This window comes from Neobacillus paridis (assembly GCF_016765675.1).
GTDB lineage: Bacteria > Bacillota > Bacilli > Bacillales > Cytobacillaceae > Neobacillus > Neobacillus paridis.
In genome coordinates, this window is sequence record NZ_JAESWB010000181.1 from 236472 (window position 1) to 259889 (window position 23418).

Consider the following 23418-nt stretch of genomic DNA (forward strand, 5'->3'; position numbering starts at 1 on the left):
AGTTTAAACCATAAAAAAAGAGATTGGAGGATATCCAATCTCTTTTCCAAAAGAATAATAAATAATATTTGGTATGCTAAATAGTATCAACACAACAAATAAATATTCAGTACTCTTCTGTCCTTTTGCCTGAGATTGTGAACCCTTCGGCGCCGCAAAATTCCTGCGATCTCTCCAGAAGCTGCTCCTGCTATAGTGTGACCCATAGCAATCATAGCCTGCTAATGATTAAATTTAATTCACTATTTCTAAATAATTTTTAATTTTAGTAGTAGTTATATAGTTTGTCAACACATAAATTAACATCCCATACTGCTCTGTATTCATTTTTATTCAAAAAAACCTCCCTATAAAAATCATAGGGAGGTTTTTTACACTTACGTTATTGGAAAATCTATTGCCTGTATGAAATTTTCACCTAAAAAACACCTTGTCTATATTGTACTTCGACTTGAATTCATTAATAATATACGTTTCATAAATCTCTCTATGTACAGGGTCTTCGATAATACAAACATCGATTTTTGCAACTTCATTCCTATGCATTTTAATTGGGGATACTGTATCTTCAAAATGCTTTTTAATTCTTTGCCGCAATTTCCTTGCCTTACCAACAAATAATAGCTCTTGGTTATGACTGTAGAACATAAAAATGCCACCCTTATCTCTAGGAATGAGGTGGAATTCTGTAAATCCATAAATATTACTTAATTCCGGGTTCTTCTGTTTAGTAATGGAAACATCTGGTTTTGGAATGGTTATGTTTATCACTTTCGTTCACTTCTCCTTCGGTATTGGTTAAAAGTCTACACAGACTTCTTTAAGCATATTTACATCCACCTTATGGAGTTCAACTGAGAAAAACAACATTTACAAATAGGTTTTCTATCATTACTGTTATGCAGTCGTATTTTGCATTCCAATTAATGAAAACTTTTAAATATCTTTCTCAACTTCTACCCCTGCATCATTCTTAGTAATAACCTTGGTTAAGCGTCTCATTTCTAAATGTACCCAACAAGGACATTATAAATATAATTTACTTTTCTAAAGCCCGCTCCATTACTTTTTCACCAATATTTTAACACCTCATTTACTTATGATACGGTTCACCCCTAATAATCCGAAACGCCCGATAGATCTGCTCAAGCAAAATCAATCGCATCAGCTGATGGGGGAAGGTCATCCGCGAGAACGACAGCTGTTCATTCGCCCGCTGCAAGACTTCGTCACTCAGTCCCAGTGATCCGCCGATGACGAAGGCAATTTTACTTTTACCGTAGGTGGCCAGTTGATCCAACGACTCGGCCAATTCTTCTGATGAGCGCATCTTCCCCTTAATCGCCAAAGCAATTACATAGGTATCCGCACTAATTTTGGTGAGAATTCGTTCGCCCTCCTTTTGCTTCACCTGGAGCATTTCCAATTCACTTAACTCCTCCGGGGCCTTTTCGTCTGCAACTTCAACCATCTCCACCTTGGCATAGGCGGAAAGCCGCTTGAGATACTCCTCTATCCCCAGCTTCAAGTACTTCTCTTTTAATTTTCCAACCGTAATAATTGAGATATTCACAATCCACAACCCTTTTAAATGGAATTAAGCACAGCTTACAAACAACTTATCCACAGAAGTTATCCACATATGCACATTTTTTATCCACATCTTGTATGAAATCACTTGTTCGCCACAAAATATACAGCCCTGTTTGAGCAAAATTCACAACTTGTTGATAAGTTATCCACATCAATTTTTGTTAATACCGGAAATGTTTCATATTCATCCACAATGATATCTAAACCCAGCTCGACATGTTCCTCACAGCAATAAATCATTTTACTCTTTCACCTTTCCTCATTATTGACATTGACTACCCGTACTATATCATACTGCATTAAGAAAAACAGGAAAGTGAGTCAAACACCTTCCTGTTTTCAACCATTCCTATTGTATTTTATCTGAAGTTAACGTTAAACTTGTTTCCCGCAGCTTGCCATTGCGGTAATATTTGATGGTCATTTTCTCGCCGATATTCTTTTTCGTATACAAGTGTTGGCGAAGATCAATGACATCATTGATTTTTTGACCATCCATCTCGACAATGACATCCAACTCTTGAAGTCCGGCGCGTGCCGCCGGTGAGCCCGGCACAACTTGGCGAATCGCCACACCATAGGTTATATCGCGCGGGAGCTTTAACGCCTCCTGCTGATAGTAGGCAGGAATTTCATCCACTGATTTTAAGTCCAAGCCCATATAAGGCCGTTTGACACTGCCATATTTCTCAAGATCATCAATAATTGGCTTGGCGGAATTAATTGGAATCGATAAACCAATCCCTTCAACCGCATTCTGAGCAATTTTCATTGAGTTAATCCCGACGACCTGACCAGCCATATTAATCAAGGCTCCGCCGCTGTTACCCGGATTAATCGCGGCATCCGTCTGTAAAACCTCCGATTGCCAGTCAACCACACCATCCTGATCAATGTCAACTGGTATTGTCCGGTTTAGCCCGGAGATAATTCCTTGGGTAACCGAGCCAGAAAAGGTCGGACCAAGCGGGTTGCCGATCGCAATCACCGGTTCTCCTATTTTTAAACTGTCAGAATCGCCAAATTCCGCGATTTTTTTTACTTTGTTTGCATCTATTTGAAGGACCGCCAAGTCAGACCAAATATCACTTCCCAATAGCTTGGCTGGCAGCTTTGTTCCATCAGATAGACTGACTTCCAGCCTTGTTGCACCTTCAACAACATGATGGTTTGTGACAACATAGGCTTTTCCGCCGGCCTGTTTATAAATAACTCCTGAACCGGTTCCTGCTGTTTCATCAGAATTATCGCCGTTATCACTATCCGACCAAAAGCTCGTTGATTGGATATTGTTGATTCCGACAACAGCTGCAGCGGTTTTATCAATGGCGTTGGTGGTATTGGTTTTTACATCATAGGCAACCTGCTTATGTATCGTCTGTTGTCCGGTATTATCTGTAGTTGTTTCGGCAGTTTTTTGATTTGGCTGCACTGTATAGGGAAGAAGCCCATTGTTGGAAAGAGCGGGAATGGCAATGATAACCAAGATGGCACCTAAAATGGCGCCTACCAGGCTGGCAATAAAGATTCCACCCTTACCTTTCTGTCCACTGGAGCGGTTCGGTGAATGATCATCATAATAACCCAAATTACATCATTCCTCTCTTACGATATGATTGATACTTTTTATTTTGGCTTATTAATATAATTATACTCAGGCCAAAGGGAAAATACTGATTGAAAAAGGCACAGAGTGTTCTCACCTTTGCATATTTTAACTTTCGTTATTTTCCTTAAAAAGGCTACTAAGCTTTTCCATTGTTTGAACCATTTGCTCCAGTTCTTCCACTTTTATCTGAGAGCAGTATTTTTTAATAAATGTCTCATCAGCTTCGGCAATTAATTGAGCATATTTTTTCCCTTCCTCCCCAAGAAAGATAAAAGATTCACGAAGATTGTTTGGATTACTTTCACGAACTATAAATTTTCTTTTACCTAACTTTGATAAAACTTGGCTAACTGCACTTTTTGTAATTGAAAAATTTGCCGCGATATCATTTGCTCTCACCCCTTGATTCCGCATGATATAGAGAAGTATATTTTCTTGCTGAACAGTTAAGTTGTATTCATCTATTTTTTGTGCACCTTTGTTATATTGCAGGTAAAACTCGTAAACGGCTTGATTTAATCTATTGAAAATTTTTCGATAATCCGCAAGCATGGTCGTCCTCCTGAAAAAAGAATGATTGACTAAAATTTTGAAAGTAGTTACATTTAGTTTAGTTAAGTTAAATAAACTATATAATTCTTTTTTAAATCAAATGATAAAAAGCTGAAAATATAATGAAAACCTTTCCTATTGATTATTGGGGGCGGAAAAAATGGACTTTTTTGAAATTACATCAAAACACCTTAATACTCTGAATAATAATGAAAAGGAACTATATAATTATATCATTCGAAATATCGAAGAGGTAAAGAGAAGCACAATACGTGAATTGGCCGCAAAATGCTATGTATCCTCTGCTACCATGAGCCGTTTTTTAAAAAAAATTGGTTTTTCCGGCTACAGTGAATTTACTGCCATTTTAAAATATACAGATTCAAACTTTATCAAAAACACGAATCCATTTACTGTCTCACAGGAAAATTATCGAATTGAGTATTTAAAAAATATTTATGAATCCGTTCGTGTACTTGATGAGGAAAAAGTGGATAAAATTATTCATCTTCTTAAAAATAAGCCAAGGCTCATCGTAATGGCACGCGGTTTAAACAAAAGTGTTGCCCATTATTTTGAATATATTTTTTCTGGCCTCGGTTTTGAAGTTGTTTTTCCAGAAGACCACTACTTTCGCAAGATGCTATTAAGCGGAATTCGAAACAATGACCTTGTCTTCTTTTTATCGTATGGCGGAGAGGATAGAGAATTGATTTTGGATATTGAACAATTGAATATTAAATCAAAAGCGACTGTTATCTCGATCACATCAGCAAATAATAATCCTGTACAAAACATGAGCCATATTAATCTGTATATATTTTCGGATTATATCCATTATAACGAAATAGATTTGACATCAAGAATCTCCATGATTAGTATTATTGAATTAATTTCTTATAAATATATGGTCGAAATAATGGAGCAATCAGCAAAGTAAAAATTACCCCTTCACGGAATTTATTTAAAAGCGACCTCGGTCTTTTCCATGGCCTCTTTTTAGCAAACAGGAAAGCATAAATTCACCTACGCCTCATGCCCCTTTACGGACTCGCCAATCGGCGAGTTTTTATTTATGATCCCTTTTCATTGATACATTCATTATTTTTCTTTCATCGAAACATGTTTCATGATTTGAAACATGTTTTAATAGAAGAATGCCGAAAACTATAGCTCAAAAATCTATTTCCTTTGTAAACGCTTAACCTTAGTATATAGGTGAAACATTCCTGCAGAAATGTCTAAATAATGTGTAGGGGGGCTTTAACCAGAGGATAAGGACTATATGTTGGAACTTGCTAAACAGAACGAACTAGCCTTACAGAAAAGCTTATTTTCTTATACTAAAGGGGGCTTAACAAATGAAAGGTATTCTACAAAATCGTAGTCTAGCATTTTTAATCATCATTCTTTTGGCAATATTACCAGTATTAAGCGGCTTTACCAAAGACAGTCCAAAATCAACGAAAACATCTGGTGAAAAAGCTTCTCTAGTTCTTAAAAATGGGATTGTCTATACAATGGAAAAAAGCCAGCCAACAGCTCAGGCAATTGCTGCAAAGAACGGCAAAATCATTTATGTGGGCAGTACAAAGGTGTCCAAAAATATGTGGATAAAAACACCAAGGTTATTGATTTAAAGGGAAAGATGGTTGCTCCGGGATTTATGGATGGCCATACGCATATAGAGTCACTTTGGGTTACAAAGCTTTTTCAAGTAGATCTTACCACTTTGAAAAGTAAGCAAGAATACATTAAGGCTGTATCCGATTTCAGAAAGAACCATCCTCATGATAAGATCATTTTAGGTAACGGCTGGCAAAATGGCCCATTTAAACTAGCGGATGGGACGAATCCAGGGCCACAAAAAGAGGATCTTGATGCAGTGGTTTCCGATATACCAGTCATTCTCTATTCGATTGATCAACATTCTGTGTGGGTAAACTCTAAGGCACTTGAAATGGCCGGAATTACGAAGAATACCAAGGCGCCTAAAGGCGGAATGATTGAACACAATGCCGATGGCTCTCCACGGGGTGTTTTACGGGAAGGTGCCACGAATTTGGTCAATAAAGTCAGTGATTTGTTTAAGTTAACTAAAGAACAATATAAACAAGCCATTTTGAAATATCAAGAGGAAATGCACAGCTATGGGATGACTGGCGTTATGACCTTTCAATTAAAGGGTGTCCCGGTTATTGATGCAATCGGTGAATTGGAAAAGGAAGGAAAGTTGACGATGCGTGTCTCCGGCGCCTATTTTGTCGACCCGGGGGACAATCCTAAAGAAGTGGTTAAAACGATAAAAGCTGCTAAACAAAAATATCATTCTGATTGGCTGCAAGTACACACGGCTAAACTATTTGCCGATGGGGTAACCGAAGGAAAGACCGCTCTATTCCTTGAACCATATACAAAAAATGCAGGAATGGGTCCAAACTTTCGTGGCGATTCAGTTTGGAAAGTGGATGAATTCAACAAAATGGTTGCGGCTATGGACAAAGCTGGGATACAGGTTCATATCCATGCGATTGGTGATGGTGCTGTCAACATGAGCCTCAACGCAATTGAAAAAGCTGCCAAAGCCAATGGCGTACGGGATTCTCGTCATACGATCACACATATTTCGGCAATCTCAGATAAGGATATTCCTAGAATGAAGGCCTTAAAGGTCATTGCATCATTACAGCCATTCTGGTTTTATAAAGACCAATATTATGAGTTGGAAAAATCTATGGTTGGTGAAAAACGAGCTTTGGCATTTTACCCGGCAAGGAAGATGTGGGATAAAGGAGTAACGATTGCCGGCTCCAGCGACTACCCACCGACTCCTGACTACCGCCCGCTTAATTCGATCGAGACAGGAGTCACCAGAAACAGCCCATATCCGGGTGAGCAAGATAAGAATATGGTTCGTAATGCTTCGCAGGCGCTTACCGTTCGGGAAATGCTTCAGGCAGTGACCAAAAATGTTGCCTACCAAATATTCCGTGAAAAGGATCTGGGAACATTGAAAGTAGGCAAGAAAGCCGACATGGTCGTGCTTGATCGGGATATTACTAAAATCAAGCCTAAGAACATCTCCGAGACATCTGTAGATTACACTATCGTTGGTGGAAAAATTGTCTTTAAAAGAAAATAATTAACGAAGCCTAATATCATTCTGTAGAAGATCAATATTATTCCAGATCCAGAAAAATAAACAGGTCAATTAACTTTACAAAAGGGGCTGTCCGAAAAGTGGTTTTTCAGCCCCAAAATTAAAAATAGAAAAACCCAAGAATGTTGATAATATCAGCATTCTTGGGTTTTTATTTTCGGTGTTTTTTACTCAAAAATGGACTTTCGGACAGCCCCTTCACTTTACTTTAAATTAATCAATCTTTTGTCAAATACCTTTATTAAACAATTACGATGGCATTCTCATTTTTCGATTCTATACTGCCGTTAAAATGGTCGGGGTCTTCGGGTCTGTATCATAAAGCCCAAATTGTTCGCCTACAATGATCCCGCGGCTTTCTAATGTTTGGGTCACCGACATTCTTGCCAAATCCTTCATATTATTATCCATGCTTAAGTGGGCAAGATACACTTTTTTTGTCCGGTCGCCAATGACCTCACTCATCGCAAGTGCCGCGTCTTCATTGGAGACGTGTCCGACATCACTTAAAATTCTTCGTTTAAGATTCCACGGATAGCGGCCCATCCTGAGCATTTGCACATCATGATTCGATTCAAACACATACACATCGGCATTTGAGATGATTCCTTTCATTCGGTCGCTGACATATCCGGTATCAGTAATTAACACCAGTTTTTTTCCGGAATGATGGAAGATATAAAACATTGGCTCTGCAGCATCGTGCGAAACACCAAATGATTCAATCTCAATCGAACCAAAACTTTTTACCGATTCCATGTTAAACACAAACTTCTGCTCGGTTGGAATGACGCCGACTGCGTGTTCCATGGCCTGCCATGTCTTTTCATTGGCATAGACCGGTAATTTATATTTGCGTGCCAAGACGCCGATTCCTTTTATATGGTCACTATGTTCATGGGTGACAAAAATCGCAGAAAGCTTGCTGGGATCACGGTCAATTTGTTGAAAAAGAGCATCCATCTGCTTTCCGCTAAAACCCGCATCTACCAAAAAGGAATGTTCGTCTGACTCGACGTAAAGGGCGTTGCCCGTACTGCCGCTGGCCAGGATGCTGTAACGTAAAGACATGCTAACTCACTCCACACTCATTTTTTCATCACTATTAAAATCAATAATCTGACCTTCGAAGGCATTGACAAACAAACTTTCCTTGCCATTTACCTCAAAGCGCCAGGTTGGGGCCAAAACTTGGGATGCTGCTAACTGAATGAGTGTCGAATAACCAAGCTCAACCTTGGTAATTTTACTTTTCGGCTTCAGGAGTCCCTTTTGATGCAGCGTTTCAATTACCTTTAATGGAGAAAGAATTTCCTCCTTCTTAGCTGCCATACCTTCTATTCCTTCCAAATAACTTTGTTGATAGGCAACAACCTGATTCTTCACATTAAACTTAAAAGAAATCATCCCATTAATATTATGATATAATGGGAGGTTGTCATATTGTTGAAAATAGGTAATCGTCTGCTGCTTATCATTTTTTTCCCAAAATTGATATTGATCGCCATATAACACGTGACCCTTCAAAAAAGCCGTCAGTTCCGCAGGTTCAAACTTTGAACTTAATTGCAGCGGTTTTTCCAAATTTGCAATTAAAACAGTACTCGGTTCCTTTGAAGCAATCCTTTGTCCTGTTAATTTCTTCGTATCCTCTGCGGTAAAAACTTTAGGTGTCGCACCTAAATATTTCGCTTTAATTAATGTTTTTGGCAGCTCGCCAAAGGTAATTTCGTCCGCCTTCAATTTTTCTTCAAACGAAGCATCGCTCATAATCTCATATTTATTGGCATCACGGATTTTCAGGAATTGATATAAAAGGTAGACATCCAGGACCAAAAACGTAATGATAAAAATGGTTTTAATTTTACTCCAATCCATGTCCCGGTCCCCCCCCATCTTTCGTTGTAATCATTTCCCATTGATTATCGTAGCGATAGTACCAGGCGGGCTTTAAGAGGATCAGCTTACTCCCCTCCGGATCCTTTTCCATGTGATAACCTAATACGATTTGTTCAAGAAGCTCCGGTTTATAGTTTGGCCTATCTTTTACCATTTCCAGCGCTTCATATCCTGACGAACTGATAACGCTTTTGGCCTCTGTTGTTAATTGCAGCTCCAAGGAAATGTTCGGACGAATATATTTATTAAGTTCATTTCGGCCCCACACCTCGGTGATTTCCGAAAGTCCTACATCATTGAATACTGGCAAGCCATCCTTGCTATACAATCGAAAGGTAACCATTCGCTTATATTCATCCTTGGCAGCATAGCGGAATTGATCAGTCCACCCGCCGTGTTCATTGACAAAATCAATGCTGCGCTTCACCAAATCATAAGCATTTTCCGTATAATTATCCTCTGCTGTTGGATTTACATAAGACAACATGTTTTTATCATTTATAATCGTCAATTTACTTGAGTCATTTGTATACTCTTCCCCGTTGGTTAGTATACTTTTTTTGACAAAACTTGGGTCACTAAAGAGCGCTTCCTTAAATTCCTCAGAATCAAGGGTTTTCGGCACATACTTGTACATAATCATTTTTGTTTCATTCTTAGGAAGAAAAATCGTCCGTGTATTTGTCGGATTATAAGCAAAATAGACAGGATACTCATCACCATTTTTAAAAAAGCTGCGATAAAAAGCATTAAGATTAGCCAGTGAAATATTACTAATGTAAACATCGCGATTTTTCGAGGAAACAAAATAGACAATCCCGTTTTCTTTTTCGGAATGTTCCACATTAATCACAATTCGATCAAAGTTAAACGATGGGACTTTCCTTTGTTTGATGTTTAGGACACTTCGATATAATTCAATTGGTACTTCATCGGGAAAAATGATTTCAGCATTACCGCTGCCATGGACCAACTGATTAAAATTATTCACCTTGTCTGTATAATTTTTTAAATCGAAAAAAGTCCATTTGCTTAATTCCTTGATGACTTTTTCCAATTCTCCATCATTATACGTGCCATAATGCTTGCCATTAATATGAAACATTGCTAGGTCGGGACGGATAATTTTCTTGACTTCCTGTTTTTTACTCAAGGTTACTTCATTGACATAATTACGGCTTTTCATTGTTTCGTAATCAGGCTGATATGTCCAAAGATTCCAGGTTAATAAAATACTGACCAAGACTAAGATTGTCAGAATAACCGATTTGATTGTTTCGTATCTCATGACCATTCATCCTCTTCAGTACTCTCATACGGCAGCGAAAAAGCAATGGTTGTTCCTTTCCCTTCTCTGCTTTTTGCCCAAATTTTGCCGCCATGAACCTTTATGATTTCCTTGGCAATGGCTAGTCCAAGTCCTGTACCGCCCAATTTACGGGTTCTAGCTTTATCGACGCGATAAAACCGATCAAATATTTTTCCAAGACTCTCTTTTGGAATGCCAACACCTTCATCTGTCACACTAACAATGATATTGTCGCCTTTTTCTTTGATCGCGAAGGTGATCTGTCCGCCTTCTGGTGAATACTTTAAGGCATTTGAGATAATGTTGTAGAGCACCTGTGTCATCTTATCTTCATCCACTTCCACAAAGATGGCATGGTTCGGCAGCATCCGTTTAAAGGTGACATTTTGCTGCTTAGACATTTCGAACCGGTCAATAATACGGTCATAGAAAACGACAAAATTGACCCATTCCTTATTGAGTTTATAGTCGATACTATCCATTTTCGATAGCTGCAACAGATCATTGACAAGACGGATCATTCTTTCCGTTTCGGTTCGTGTCACCTCTATAAACCCCGGAGCAATTTCCTTATCGCTCCAGGCGCCATCAGCCAATGCTTCCAAGTAGCTGCGCATCGTCGTCAACGGTGTCCTTAACTCATGTGAAACATTGGCGACGAATTCTCTTCGTTCAGCATCAATTTTCTCCTGTTCGGTAATATCGTGGAGGACAGCAATTAATCCATTGACAAAACCGGTTTCTTTTTGAATCACAGAAAAATTGGCCCGAAGAATATATGGTCCATTTTTTGTACTATAATCCAAAATTAAGGAATCCTTTTCTTCTAGTAGATCCTCAAACGTATTGGTGCCTTCCAAGCCTAGAACGGAGACAATCGGCTGGGAAAGAACTGTTTCACGTGAAACATCCAGCATTTCGGTAGCAGGATCATTTATCAAGATCACACGGCCTTTCCGATCCGTGGCAATCACGCCATCCGTCATGAACGACAAGACCGATGACAGCTTTCTTCGTTCCCCCTCTGTCATCGCTTGGGCTTCCTGCAGTTTTTTGGTTAAATGATTAAAGGTTGTCGCAAGCGTGCCAATTTCATCGTTACCGTACACTCTAACCTTCCGGGAAAAGTTCCCCTTCGCCATTGCCAACGCCTGTTTCTTCATATCAGCGATAGGCTTTGCCACTGTTTGAGCCAGCAAAACTCCGAGCACTGCGGTAATTGATAAAGCAATTGCCGTCCCTTTGGCAAAAATACTATTTATCGTCTTCATTTGGGTAAAAACACTTTCTATTTTTGCCACTAAATAAATGGCGCCAAGAACTTTATTGCCGGACTTGATGGGGGTGGAGAGAACCCAAATCCGATGACCAGTCTGGGGATCAATTTGAATCACACTTTGGTCCTCTTCCAACACCATTGATTGTTTAATTCGCAGTTCTGTCGTTCGCTGCCCGACAACTCCTTGATTATTAGTCTCAGATGTCCCCAAAATTTTCAGCGACCGGCCTTCAATTACCTGCACTTCTGAAATATCCACTGCTTTAAAATCACGAAGAATTTTGCCGATACTATCTTCAAGTGTCGGATCTTCAGGTGTTCTTTCTTTTTCCATTTCCTCACGAATATTATAAGCAAGCAAATTTACCCGTTCTTTAATCGATGTTTGAAAATTGGTCCTGAGGGTTGTCTCAAGCTGTTTGACAAAATAAACACCGATTACTTGCATTGCTACTAAAATAAGGAGGACATAGATGATCACAATTTTAACATGTATAGAGCGAAAGAAACCAACCTTTTTCACAAGTCATTACTCCTGTTCGGGATTCCGTAAATAATATCCCACCCCGCGTCTAGTGACAATCCATGCTGGGTGGCTTGGGTTATCTTCGATTTTTTCACGGAGACGCCTTACTGTAACATCAACGGTTCGAACGTCACCGTAATAATCATAGCCCCAAACGGTTTGCAGCAAATGCTCCCTAGTCATGACTTGACCAATATGCTGCGCCAGATAGTAAAGCAATTCAAACTCCCGGTGCGTTAATTCAATTGTTTCCCCGCGTTTGGATACAATATAGGCATCCGGATGGATCACAAGCGTGCCAATTGAAACTTCATTCGTATCATTTTCTGTCTCGGATTGAGAAATCACTTGCTGATGGCGGCGCAGGTTTGCTTTTACCCGGGCAATCAGTTCTCTTGTGCCAAATGGCTTTGTCACATAGTCGTCAGCACCTAGTTCAAGCCCCAAAACTTTATCAATTTCTGAATCCTTGGCCGTCAACATAATAATTGGCATTTCATAATTTTTCCTTATTTCCCTGCATACTTCCATACCATCTTTGCCAGGAAGCATAATATCGAGAAGGATGAGGTCAGGTTGTACTTCTTCTACTAAATTAAGTGCCTCATTGCCGTCATATGCACAATAAACGAGATACCCTTCTTTTCTCAGATTAAACTGGAGGATATCTGCAATTGGCTTTTCATCATCAACTATGAGAATCTTCTTTTCCATACCGTTACTCCTCTCCATAATGTGAAACTCTAATCTATCTTACATATTGCGAAAAGTCATAACTATTCTATTTTACTTTACCATTATTTTCGCCTAAATTCATCAATTAGAAGTATTTAACAACGAAAAGTGAAGTACCTAGCTGATTTTCTCTGACGTCAGATTAAAATGAAAAAGCCTCCGGCATTATGAGCCAGAGACATTGATTGCGCCCGCATTAGCGTGGAATCTCTCTAATTTTATCTGTTTATATATTTCAAAGGGTTGACTAGGCCACCGTTTTTATATACTTCAAAATGTAAATGGACACCTGTGGAATTTCCCGTGGAACCCATAATACCGATTGCCATCCCTTTGGAAACGGCTTGCCCAGCTTTTACCTTAAGCGACGACATATGGCCATATAATGTGCGAAATCCATTCCGATGATCGATGATGATTCGATTTCCATAGCCGCTTCCCCAACCAGCAGCCACCACTACACCATTATCGGCTGCTTTAATGGTTCTGTCACTTGGCCTTGCAATGTCAATTCCTTTATGCAATTTACCCCAGCGATACCCCATTTGACTGGAAATATAGCCGCCAACTGTCGGCCAGGCAAAGTCTCCTTCACCTCGGGAAGGAATAACCTTCGTTCCCTTGACAACAACACGGTTTACCGGCTGCTTAAGAGTTTGTTGGCTAACTTTTTCCTTATAGGTTTCGGTGCCGTTTTGTTCGGTAATATTATAGATTACCGATTGCAGCCCATCCTTGCCTTCTTGGGTTATTTTTGTATGCCCTTTGGTTAAACTTGAGTTTTCAACCGTTTTGGTAGCAAACGGAATGGTTTCTTTTTTCTTTGTTTCCTTTTCCACGATTACCTCCAATAATGGGGTAAGTGTGGTAACATTCATTTCTTGACCAATTTTTAAAAGTGTTTTCTCTGAAAGCTGCGGGTTCAATTCTAAGAGGTCTTTTAGCTTTAAGCCATGCTGCCCGGCAATTGATTCAAGTGTATCGCCGTTCTGAACCGTATATTTTCTATCTTGTACTGTTCCTTTTTGCAAATAGGTGACGGCATCCCTAATCGTCAAAATTTTTTCAGGCTCAACGTTCTGTTCGCTGACAAAAACATTTTTAGAAAAATGAACGTCTACTATCCGCGTCTCATCATCCTTTAATGGTGGTAAAGCCTTATCCAGGGAAGACTTTCTAGCTTCAAGCTCCTCTAATTGATCCTTGGAAACATATTGAAGCATAAGGTTTCTCATAACCTCCTGGGCAGTTTCTTTACGATCTAGATAAACTACTGGCTTTCCATCAATCACAATGGCCGCGGCTTGAATCTTTATCTGAAATACATCCTTTAAGGTTTTGATTGGTTGAGTGCCTTTAGCAGTATTGGATAAAACACCTTCTGGTATGTATAGGTCTTTGGGATCAGATGTTGGTTGAGATTTGCTGATCTCTTCTGGTTTTTCAGACATTGGGTTGACGACCTTTTTATTGCTAATATTGCCGGCATATGTACCATTAACATAAACCTGATAGGCATCCGTTTTATCTGTGTTAGCAAAGGCAAGTGGACCGGTGCTAAATGCAATTGTCGAGACTGCCAGTGTTGAAATAACTGAAGTCTTTAATATTAAATATCGCTTATTTGAAAAGGCCATTTTATCCTCCTAAACCTTTTAAACTAGTACTCTCATGATCAAAGTCTTCCAGATTTTCAAACCTATTTTACTTTACCATAGTTTTTTTCGAAAAATGTTGCAGTCTTAATAATGTAATATAAATGTATAATTGCTGACATTTTCCTATTTTTTATGAAATATGCCAGTAAAATCTACCTATAATTCATTTATTCAACCAGGCTAAAATACCTATAATTCAAGGGTTTTACTAGTACTAAGGGGAGGGACATCGTAAACTTATAGATTGGAATATATTGATTTGTGACTGTTAGAAATTGAAGGGCATTTTACAATTAGATTAAACCGAAGGGAGCTAAAAAACGCTTGCCATCTGCAAGCGTTTTTTAGAATAGATGGCTCAGGACGGAATCGAACCGCCGACACAAGGATTTTCAGTCCTTTGCTCTACCGACTGAGCTACTGAGCCATATGAGGTTATTGTTTCCTAAAACTTGATAGTTCTCGTCCTTCGTCCCCATCTCAGAGGGTCTCTTCAAGATACAACTCGATGGGTACGCTGAAGCTTATTCAAAGTAGCTTATTCGGACGTGCTCTACCGACTGAGCTACTGAGCCATATAAATTTTTTACTGTACGAAGTTATGTATGGTGGCGGTCTGGACGGGACTCGAACCCGCGACCTCCTGCGTGACAGGCAGGCATTCTAACCAGCTGAACTACCAGACCAATATTAATGACGGATCAGCAAGGAGACCGTCCTTGCCAGTCTTTCACCGACCCGCCAAATGCCGATGTCTAGCTACAGGCTCCATCGGCTCAAGGTCATAAGCCAATCCGTCCAGTAGGTTAAAAAACAACCTTCAGGCCGGCCCGTCTTATGCTTGTCGCCGATTAGCGGGCGCCTTCCGCTTTTCTAGTGACCCCTACGGGATTCGAACCCGTGTTACCGCCGTGAAAGGGCGGTGTCTTAACCGCTTGACCAAGGGGCCAATTTTGATGAAAAATGGTGAGCCATGAAGGACTCGAACCTTCGACCCTCTGATTAAAAGTCAGATGCTCTACCGACTGAGCTAATGGCTCATACTACTTTATTATCAGTTTGTGACGACGTTTTTTATCATAGCATGTTTATTGTATAAAGTGCAATACTTTTTTAATTCTTTTTATCTTTTTCTTGTAGTTTCGTCCTAAAGATATCTTATTAAAGACAATTCTTCTTGTTTTTCTTACAGTTTTGTCCTTCATAACTCTGATGAAAGACATTTCCCTCGGTTTTCTAACACGTTTTGTCCTTCATAACCTCGATGAAAGACATTTCCCTCGGTTTTCTAACACGCTTTGTCCTTCATTACCCCGATGAAAGACATTTCCCCCATCTACCGACCTTATTTTATCCTTCAAAGCTTCGGAAAACAATCTGCTGCTGTCCGTTAGCAACTCAACTTTACCTCTTAGCATCCAATTAAAGTTAAAGAAGCCCTCCGAACGCGGAAGGTTTCTTAACTCTTCATTACAATTAGATCTGTCTCCAGGCGCTGCGGACAACGTTTGTCTGCGTCCGATCGGGACCGACAGAGAATGTCGACAGTGGAATACCTGTCAGCTGGGTGATGCGCTCCACATAGTGGCGGGCATTGACAGGCAGTTCATCTAAAGATTTAACACCAGTAATATCTTCTGTCCAGCCAGGAAGCTCCTCGTAAATCGGATCACATTCCGATAAAACTTTCAGACTTGCCGGATAATCGGTAATCACTTCATCCTTATAACGGTAGGCAGTACATATTTTTAGCGTCTCAATTCCTGTTAAGACGTCAATCGAATTGAGAGAGAGGTCGGTTAAACCGCTGACACGGCGTGCGTGGCGGACAACAACGCTGTCAAACCAGCCAATCCGGCGCGGACGCCCAGTTGTTGTACCATATTCACGACCCACTTCCCGAATTTTCTGGCCGATTTCATCATGCAGTTCTGTAGGAAACGGACCGTCTCCAACGCGGGAAGTATAGGCCTTACAAACACCAACTACATGGGTAATTTTTGAAGGGCCTACACCAGAACCAATAGTCACACCGCCAGCAACTGGATTTGATGACGTTACAAATGGGTAGGTGCCTTGGTCAATATCCAGCATTACGCCTTGCGCCCCCTCAAATAGGACGCGTTTTCCTTCATCCAAAGCATCATTTAATACAACCGATGTATCGCAAACATATTGTTTAAATTGCTGACCGTATTCATAGTATTCATCAAGAATATCTTCCTTTTTAAAGCCTTCCACTTCATAAATCCGCTCAAATAAGCGGTTTTTCTCAGCCAAATTTTGTTCCAATTTTGCTTCGAAAACTTCATAGTCAAGCAGATCGGCAATGCGAATGCCGACGCGGGCAGCCTTGTCCATATAAGCCGGACCAATGCCTTTTTTCGTTGTACCAATCTTATTGGCGCCTTTGCGTAATTCTTCGACTTCGTCCAGTCTGATATGATATGGCAGAATTACATGGGCCCGGTTACTAATTCTCAAATTATCGGTTGAAATGCCCTGCTCATGTAAATAGGCCAGTTCCTCAACAAGCGCTTTAGGATCGACGACCATTCCATTTCCAATCACACTTATCTTTTCTTTATAAAAAATACCTGATGGGATCAAATGCAATTTATACGTTACACCATCAAATTTAATCGTATGACCTGCATTATTTCCCCCTTGATAACGAGCTATAACCTCTGCATTTTCTGACAGAAAATCGGTAATTTTCCCTTTTCCTTCGTCTCCCCATTGTGTTCCAACAACAACAACTGATGACATGAAAGGCACCTCCGAAATATTCGCTTTTAGGTAATTTAATATTTTCCACCCCTATAGTGTACCAATATAAACTGCAAAAATCAATAAAACACGAACATTTTGTATAATAAATGCTAAATTCGTTCGTACAATCTTTTAAAATAGCAACCTATTGATGACCGACGGCTTTGGTAAAGCGGATCACACACGTAGGAAAATTATGCCCACTAAATGGAAACCTGCCCGATTAGCGAGTCCGTTAGGGCGGTTCACTCCCGTTGCAAAATTTGCGTACAAAAAAGGACAGCCAATGACGGCTATCCCTAAACCATTCGTATTAAGGTATTAAGCACCAGGCGGTACCATGGAATCATCAAAACGTCTCTCTAAGTTTACGAATTTATTATATTCTTTTACAAATGCCAGCTGTACCGTCCCAACCGGACCATTACGCTGCTTGGCAATGATGATTTCAATAATATTTTTATTCTCCGATTCCTTATCATAATAGTCATCGCGATAGAGGAAGGCAACAATATCAGCATCTTGCTCGATACTTCCGGATTCACGAATATCAGACATCATCGGCCGCTTGTCCTGGCGCTGCTCGACACCACGGGACAACTGTGAAAGGGCAATGACAGGCACTTCAAGTTCACGGGCCAGCTGTTTCAGGGCACGGGAAATTTCCGAAACTTCCTGCTGGCGATTTTCACCCGGCCTGCCGCTTCCAACAATCAGCTGCAGGTAATCGATTAAAATCATTCCTAAACCATGTTCCTGCTTGAGACGACGGCATTTAGCACGAATTTCATTTACCCGGATGCCAGGGGTATCATCGATATAAATCCCCGCATTCGACAGACTGCCCATTGCCATGACCAGCTTGCCCCAGTCATCATCGGTCAGGGAACCAGTACGAAGCCTTTGAGCATCAATGTTTCCCTCGGCGCAGAGCATCCGCATGACAAGCTGCTCTGCCCCCATCTCAAGGCTGAAAATAGCAACATTCTCACCGGCCTTAATGGCGACGTTCTGGGCAATATTTAAGGCAAACGCGGTTTTACCAACAGATGGCCGAGCCCCGACAATAATTAAATCATTGCGCTGAAATCCTGCGGTCATCCGGTCGAGTTCGGTAAATCCCGTCGGAATCCCGGTGATATCGCCAACACGGCTGTGCATCAGCTCAATATTATCGTATGTCCGAACAAGAACATCCTTAATATTTTGGAAGGCCCCGGCGTTCTTTCTTTGGGCCACGTCGAGAATGCTTTTTTCCGCTTCATTTAGAACTGTCTCCACTTCGTCTTCACGTGTATATCCATCCGTTGCAATGTTTGTGGCGGTGCGGATCAATCTTCGTAATAAAGACTTTTCTTCTACGATTCTAGCATAATATTCGATATTTGCAGCCGTTGGAACAGAGCCGGCCAGCTCGCTTAAATAGCTGACACCGCCAATATCTTCAATCAAGTTCGTGGCTGATAATTCCTCGGTGACGGTTATTAGGTCGACTGCCTTGCCTTCATCATTCAGCTTTAACATGACGTTAAAGATCTTTTGGTGAGCAGCCCGGTAGAAATCTTCAGGCATCAAAATTTCAGAAGCCAATGTTAAAGAAGACGGTTCTAAAAAAATGGCTCCTAAAACCGCTTGCTCGGCTTCAATATTCTGCGGAGGCATGCGGTCAGCAAATAAGTCACTCATATAGCAAAACCTCCTGGAAGAAGGATTATTTTTTAAAAGGGATCTGTGAAGGCTTTTGTCGCCGATGTCGTCAAATAGAATGAGTCGGCAGTCAGCAAACAAGTTTTAACAAAGCCTTGCAAAAAGAAAAGTGACCAGTTAAAACCGATCACATGGATAAGAGTCTATCTCTATTCTATCATGATTTGTCCAAATTTGAACTGGAAAATCACACTTCTTTAACATGTACTTTTAAGGTAGCGGTGACCTCATGATGAAGTTTCACCGGAACCTTGGTAACGCCCAGGGAGCGGATAGCATCGGACATTTCCATTTTCCGTTTATCAATTTTAATGCCATGCTTTTTCTGCAGTTCTTCAGCAATTTGCTTCGATGTAATGGAGCCGAACAGTCTGCCGCCTTCACCTGCTTTAGCTGATAATTCCACTGTAATCTGATCCAATTTTTCCTTTAATTTCTTGGCTTCAGCCAGCTCCTCGGCAGCTAGCTTTTCCTGCTTTTTATTTTGTGCCTCTAAAGAACTGATATTAGCTTTTGTTGCTTCAATTGCCAAGCCTTGTTTTAACAAAAAGTTATGAGCATAGCCATCAGCAACATTTTTGATTTCACCCTTTTTTCCTTTTCCTTTGACATCCTTTAGAAAAATAACCTTCATTCTTTTTTGCTCCCTTCAAAATATTCGTCAATTGCCTGCTTTAATTTCGCTTCTGTTTCAGCTATGGTTAATCCTGATAGCTGCGTTGCGGCATTGGTTAAATGCCCGCCGCCCTTTAAGCTTTCCATAATAATTTGAACATTGACATTTCCTAAGGAGCGGGCACTGATGCCAATAACATCTTCATTCCGTTTGGCAATCACGAAGGAGGCCAGGACGCCATCCATCGATAGTAACGTATCGGCCGCCTGGGCAATGATCACTTGGTCATGTACGTCAAATTCGCCGCCTTTGGCAATGGCAATGCCGTTACGATAAAAAACAACAGATTCAATTAATTTTGATCTTTGTTTAAATGTATCTATGCTCTCTTTCATAAACTTCTGAACAAGGATCGTATCAGCTCCATGTGCCCGAAGGTAGGATGCCGCATCGAATGTCCTCGAGCCCGTCCGCAGCGTAAAGCTTTTTGTATCGACAATAATTCCAGCTAGCAAAGCAGTCGCTTCAATTACCTCTATTTTAGCGCGTTTTGGCTGATATTCAAGGAACTCAGTCACCAGTTCCGACGTAGAGGAAGCATATGGTTCCATATAAACCAGCAATGGATTACTAATAAAGTCCTCGCCACGGCGATGATGGTCAATGACGACAACATGGTCAATGCGATTTAGCAGCCGTTCTTCGATGACCATTGAAGGCTTATGGGTATCAACGACAACCAACAGGGTTTTATCTGTGGCAATTTCCAGCGCTTCTTCCGGGCCGATGAACCGGGAATATAACCTCTCTTGGGTGCGGATTTCATCCATTAAGCGTTTGACACCATTATCGACCTCTTGCATATTCACGACAATATAGGCATCTTTTTGATTCATCTGGGCTACCTTATAAATGCCAATACTGGCACCGATCGAATCCATATCCGGATTTTTATGGCCCATAATGATCACTTTATCACTTGCGGTTATTAGATCTTTTATGGCATGAGAAATGACCCGTGCCCTTACCCTTGTTCGTTTTTCAATCGGGTTGGTTTTCCCACCATAAAATTTCACCTTACCGTTTGGCAGTTTAATTGCCACTTGGTCACCGCCCCGACCCAATGCCAAATCAAGGCTCGACTGAGCTAACACGCCTAATTCCGGCAACGAGGAGACCCCTGTTCCCACTCCAATACTCAAGGTAAAGGAAACATTATGTTTTGAAGTCATTTCCCTGATATCATCCAGGATGGTGAATTTCCCCTTTTCCAGGGAATGGAGGATTTCCTCGTTAAATACCGCAATAAAGCGCTCTGATGAAACCCGCTTGAGGAAAATCCCATTATCATTTGCCCATTTATTCAAAATAGAAGTGACCAAATTATTGATGCTTCCACGCATTTGATCATCCATACCCTGGGTTAGCTCATCATAATTATCTAAAAAGATGATGGCAATCACGGTTCGTTCATTCTGATAGATTTGTTCCAGCTCTTTTTGCTCCGTTACATCAAAAAAATATAGCAGCCGCTCTTCATGTTTATGAATAACACGAAACTTCCGCTCACGAAGAGTGATAATTTCCGACTTTATTTCTTGTTTTATTAACGGAATCAGATCGTCGGCCACATCATAAAGTGATCTTCCTATCAGGGTGTCCTCATCAAAGCAAGAAGCCAAAAAAGGATTGGCCCATTCGATATAATATTCATCATTGATGAGCATTATCCCGATCGGCATCTCCAGCAATGCCTCCTCGCCAACCCTTTTGATCCGGTAAGAAAGAGTGGCGATATACTCTTCCATTTCCTGTCTTTGGCGCCGGTCTACGATAAACATATAATAGACCGGGATGATCATTAATACCAGCCCTGCCAGACTCAAGATCCAATTATATAAGAAAAGGACGAGAAGCAGTATGACTACAACGCCCAGTAAACCGTAAAAAGGGTATCGGATTGACCTCTTTTCTATAAATGCCGGCAACGTTTTCAGCTCCTATTTGAAAGTCTTACTGTTTTTTTTCAAACCGCTTTCGAAAATCAAATCCCAAATCGGTAATACCCAATAACATTATTATATAATGAATAGTTGGAAACATAAAAGCGAGAATTGCGATAAAGACCCCCAGCCCTTTTGTCACAGACCGCTGATAGAAGATAAAAAAGAGAAATGACAGCCCTTGTATCACCATAAACATTTCCAATATATATCTCGCATTGATGACAGCAGTATATAAAAATGTGCCTTCTGCCGGGTGGGCAAGGAGATGAATGGCCATTGCAATAATGTAATACCATAACAGGCTGCGCGGCAGGGTTAAGTTCCGGAAGCTGCCCCACGGCTGCACCTTGATGCCGAATCTTTTAATAATCGGAAAACAAATCCATTGAATGATAAATATGGATATAATTGAGACCATAATCAACAAACTCGGGGCAAGCGCTTGCAGCGTTTTAATCATCGTCGTATATTGTTTATGGATTTGCGCCAATTGGCTTTCTTGTCCCATTGACCTTAACAGATCCTCTGACATTTTAAACGATTGTTTATAGGCCTCCGTCAACTCATGAATAATATCAAATTTAAAAAAGGCGACGCTGACCGCATAGGTAATCACCAATCCGGCCATCAAAATAAGGGAGCTGGAAATCAATATAGTTGTCCGGCTCTTATTTTTTTGCAATAAATAGCCTATACTTGAACCAATCATGCCATATAGTAGCATGAACCCTAGGCCCATAAAGGAGCCTGCGATGAATGAAATAAACACCGCGGCGATAAAAAAGGCGATAATATTTTTTAAATTATTTTTTGCCGCAAACATCATAAATGGCAGTGGCAAAACAAAATTCAAGATCGAGCCAACCAGCGGTATATATATCGTAATTAATAATATGGCTGTGAAGGCTGCCAATAGAATGGCACCTTCCGTTAATTTACCTGCATTTCTCACTTCTTCACCCCTAAATGATTTGGAAACCTAATCCTTATTTTATCGACATCTAAAACTCTATTCAACCTATCTATTTTAACTATTTTTCGAAACTTTCATCATTCCTTAACGAATAAACTTATAAAATGAAATGATAACAGGTTATAATGAAGTATAGGTTTACCGGGAAAGGAAGAAATGGATGAAAAAACAATCTTTATTATTTTGTTTCATCATGCTAAGAAGTACGGCTTTAAGGGATTGAAATAACGAAATGTCAGCAAACTTTTGGTCACCGATTAAACTTTCTGTCGAGATTGCATCTATTTCAGGTATCTTGGTACTTATTTTTGGACTATTTTTTGGAAAAATTATGGCTGGAAAGAATTTCAAAGGAAAGGTTTTACTGGAGACAGGATTCCTTCTGCCGTTAGTATTGCCGCCAACGGTTGTCGGCTTTTTATTAATCGTAATTTTTGGCCGAAATAGTCCGATTGGACAAGTTATTGAATTGCTCATGCACCAGCCGTTGATGTTTACAAAATGGGCCGCTGTAATTGCCTCAACAGTTGTTGCCTTTCCACTGATGTATCAATCAGCAAAAGCCGGATTTGAGGCCATTGATGAGGATATTGAAAATGCCGCCCGGGTGGACGGGGCTAATGAGCTAAAGCTCTTTTTCACCATTTCAATTCCGCTTGCTCTTAAAGCGATCATTTCCGGTGCAATATTAAGTTTTTCCAGGGCGCTGGGCGAATTTGGTGCGACATTAATGTTTGCCGGTAACATCCCCGGAAGAACGCAAACGATTCCTACTGCCATTTATATCGCCATAGATTCAGGCAATATGCAGCTTGCCTGGTTGTGGGCAATCAGCATGATCGCCATTTCCTTTATTATGCTGCTGTGCGTTCATTTTACAAAGTCTTAGTTAATGACAACTCGCCGATTGACTACCCTTTAAGGCGACGACAGAGGCGAGTTGGGCTTATGTGCTTAATGGGAAGGTTTATATGCTTTCCTATTGGCTATCGGCCAAAAAAAGACACCCTTGATTGGGTGCCTT

The 23418-nt window shown here is 40.4% G+C and carries 20 protein-coding genes, 4 tRNA genes and 1 riboswitch; of the genes, 4 read left to right on the top strand and 20 right to left on the bottom strand.

Annotation, left to right across the window (positions count from 1 at the left end; genetic code table 11):
- Positions 1-107: 107 nt before the first annotated feature.
- Positions 108-188, bottom strand: a riboswitch (glycine riboswitch).
- A gap of 226 nt (positions 189-414) precedes the next feature.
- From JK635_RS14105 to JK635_RS14125, 5 genes are all read right to left on the bottom strand, one after another.
- Positions 415-771: a nucleotide excision repair endonuclease gene (locus JK635_RS14105; protein WP_202654599.1), complete on the bottom strand. Its 357-nt coding sequence runs from the start codon at positions 769-771 to the stop codon at positions 415-417.
- Positions 772-1093: 322 nt separating this feature from the next.
- Positions 1094-1573: a 23S rRNA (pseudouridine(1915)-N(3))-methyltransferase RlmH gene (rlmH, locus tag JK635_RS14110; protein ID WP_202654600.1), complete on the bottom strand. Its 480-nt coding sequence runs from the start codon at positions 1571-1573 to the stop codon at positions 1094-1096.
- A gap of 101 nt (positions 1574-1674) precedes the next feature.
- Positions 1675-1833, bottom strand: a complete 159-nt coding sequence (locus JK635_RS14115) for a CxxH/CxxC protein (RefSeq protein ID WP_202654601.1) — start codon at positions 1831-1833, stop codon at positions 1675-1677.
- A 109-nt stretch (positions 1834-1942) separates the two neighbouring features.
- On the bottom strand, positions 1943-3181 hold the full coding sequence (locus JK635_RS14120; protein ID WP_202654602.1) for a S1C family serine protease: 1239 nt from the start codon (positions 3179-3181) through the stop codon (positions 1943-1945).
- A gap of 126 nt (positions 3182-3307) precedes the next feature.
- Positions 3308-3754: a MarR family winged helix-turn-helix transcriptional regulator gene (locus tag JK635_RS14125; RefSeq protein ID WP_202654603.1), complete on the bottom strand. Its 447-nt coding sequence runs from the start codon at positions 3752-3754 to the stop codon at positions 3308-3310.
- A gap of 160 nt (positions 3755-3914) precedes the next feature.
- On the opposite strand from JK635_RS14125, the gene JK635_RS14130 reads away from it, so the two are divergent.
- The 3 genes from JK635_RS14130 to JK635_RS14135 all read left to right on the top strand — a co-directional run bounded on the left by JK635_RS14130 (position 3915) and on the right by JK635_RS14135 (position 6896).
- The gene (locus JK635_RS14130; RefSeq protein ID WP_202654604.1) at positions 3915-4694 is read left to right on the top strand and encodes a MurR/RpiR family transcriptional regulator; all 780 of its coding nucleotides are present in this window, start codon (positions 3915-3917) and stop codon (positions 4692-4694) included.
- A gap of 421 nt (positions 4695-5115) precedes the next feature.
- Positions 5116-5394 carry a hypothetical protein gene (locus JK635_RS24305; RefSeq protein WP_235888106.1) on the top strand — a complete coding sequence of 93 codons (279 nt, stop codon included), beginning with the start codon at positions 5116-5118 and terminating at the stop codon, positions 5392-5394.
- Positions 5364-6896: an amidohydrolase gene (locus JK635_RS14135; protein WP_368857095.1), complete on the top strand. Its 1533-nt coding sequence runs from the start codon at positions 5364-5366 to the stop codon at positions 6894-6896. Before JK635_RS24305 ends, JK635_RS14135 begins: the two co-directional genes overlap by 31 nt.
- A 294-nt stretch (positions 6897-7190) precedes the next feature.
- On the opposite strand, the gene yycJ is transcribed toward JK635_RS14135, so the two are convergent.
- The 15 genes from yycJ to JK635_RS14210 form a co-directional block, all read right to left on the bottom strand.
- The gene (gene yycJ / locus JK635_RS14140; RefSeq protein WP_202654605.1) at positions 7191-7985 is read right to left on the bottom strand and encodes an exodeoxyribonuclease YycJ; all 795 of its coding nucleotides are present in this window, start codon (positions 7983-7985) and stop codon (positions 7191-7193) included.
- Positions 7986-7991: 6 nt separating this feature from the next.
- Entirely contained in the window at positions 7992-8792 is an 801-nt protein-coding gene (locus JK635_RS14145) for a two-component system regulatory protein YycI (protein ID WP_202654606.1), read from the bottom strand.
- Positions 8779-10101 (bottom strand): YycH family regulatory protein, encoded by a 1323-nt coding sequence (locus tag JK635_RS14150; protein ID WP_202654607.1) that lies wholly within the window; start codon positions 10099-10101, stop codon positions 8779-8781. The genes JK635_RS14145 and JK635_RS14150 overlap by 14 nt, the downstream gene beginning before the upstream one ends.
- Complete coding sequence (gene walK, locus JK635_RS14155) at positions 10098-11924, bottom strand: cell wall metabolism sensor histidine kinase WalK (RefSeq protein WP_202654608.1); 1827 nt, start codon at positions 11922-11924, stop codon at positions 10098-10100. The genes JK635_RS14150 and walK overlap by 4 nt, the downstream gene beginning before the upstream one ends.
- A 6-nt stretch (positions 11925-11930) precedes the next feature.
- Positions 11931-12641 (bottom strand): response regulator YycF, encoded by a 711-nt coding sequence (gene yycF / locus JK635_RS14160; RefSeq protein WP_202654609.1) that lies wholly within the window; start codon positions 12639-12641, stop codon positions 11931-11933.
- A 239-nt stretch (positions 12642-12880) separates the two neighbouring features.
- Positions 12881-14299: a peptidoglycan DD-metalloendopeptidase family protein gene (locus JK635_RS14165; protein WP_202654610.1), complete on the bottom strand. Its 1419-nt coding sequence runs from the start codon at positions 14297-14299 to the stop codon at positions 12881-12883.
- Positions 14300-14674: 375 nt separating this feature from the next.
- A tRNA-Phe gene (locus JK635_RS14170) sits at positions 14675-14747 on the bottom strand.
- Positions 14748-14929: 182 nt separating this feature from the next.
- Positions 14930-15006, bottom strand: a tRNA-Asp gene (locus JK635_RS14175).
- 191 nt (positions 15007-15197) lie between these two features.
- A tRNA-Glu gene (locus JK635_RS14180) sits at positions 15198-15269 on the bottom strand.
- A gap of 15 nt (positions 15270-15284) precedes the next feature.
- A tRNA-Lys gene (locus tag JK635_RS14185) sits at positions 15285-15360 on the bottom strand.
- 436 nt (positions 15361-15796) lie between these two features.
- Positions 15797-17089, bottom strand: a complete 1293-nt coding sequence (locus tag JK635_RS14190; protein WP_202654611.1) for an adenylosuccinate synthase — start codon at positions 17087-17089, stop codon at positions 15797-15799.
- 324 nt (positions 17090-17413) lie between these two features.
- Positions 17414-18778, bottom strand: coding sequence for a replicative DNA helicase (dnaB, locus tag JK635_RS14195; RefSeq protein ID WP_202654612.1), 1365 nt, complete (start codon positions 18776-18778; stop codon positions 17414-17416).
- Between the two features lie 208 nt (positions 18779-18986).
- The gene (gene rplI, locus JK635_RS14200; RefSeq protein WP_202654613.1) at positions 18987-19433 is read right to left on the bottom strand and encodes a 50S ribosomal protein L9; all 447 of its coding nucleotides are present in this window, start codon (positions 19431-19433) and stop codon (positions 18987-18989) included.
- Complete coding sequence (locus JK635_RS14205; RefSeq protein WP_202654614.1) at positions 19430-21403, bottom strand: DHH family phosphoesterase; 1974 nt, start codon at positions 21401-21403, stop codon at positions 19430-19432. The genes rplI and JK635_RS14205 overlap by 4 nt, the downstream gene beginning before the upstream one ends.
- A gap of 25 nt (positions 21404-21428) precedes the next feature.
- Complete coding sequence (locus JK635_RS14210) at positions 21429-22373, bottom strand: YybS family protein (protein WP_202654615.1); 945 nt, start codon at positions 22371-22373, stop codon at positions 21429-21431.
- A 253-nt stretch (positions 22374-22626) separates the two neighbouring features.
- Between JK635_RS14210 and modB the strand changes: the two genes are divergently transcribed.
- Entirely contained in the window at positions 22627-23283 is a 657-nt protein-coding gene (gene modB / locus JK635_RS14215; protein ID WP_202654616.1) for a molybdate ABC transporter permease subunit, read from the top strand.
- Positions 23284-23418: the final 135 nt, after the last annotated feature.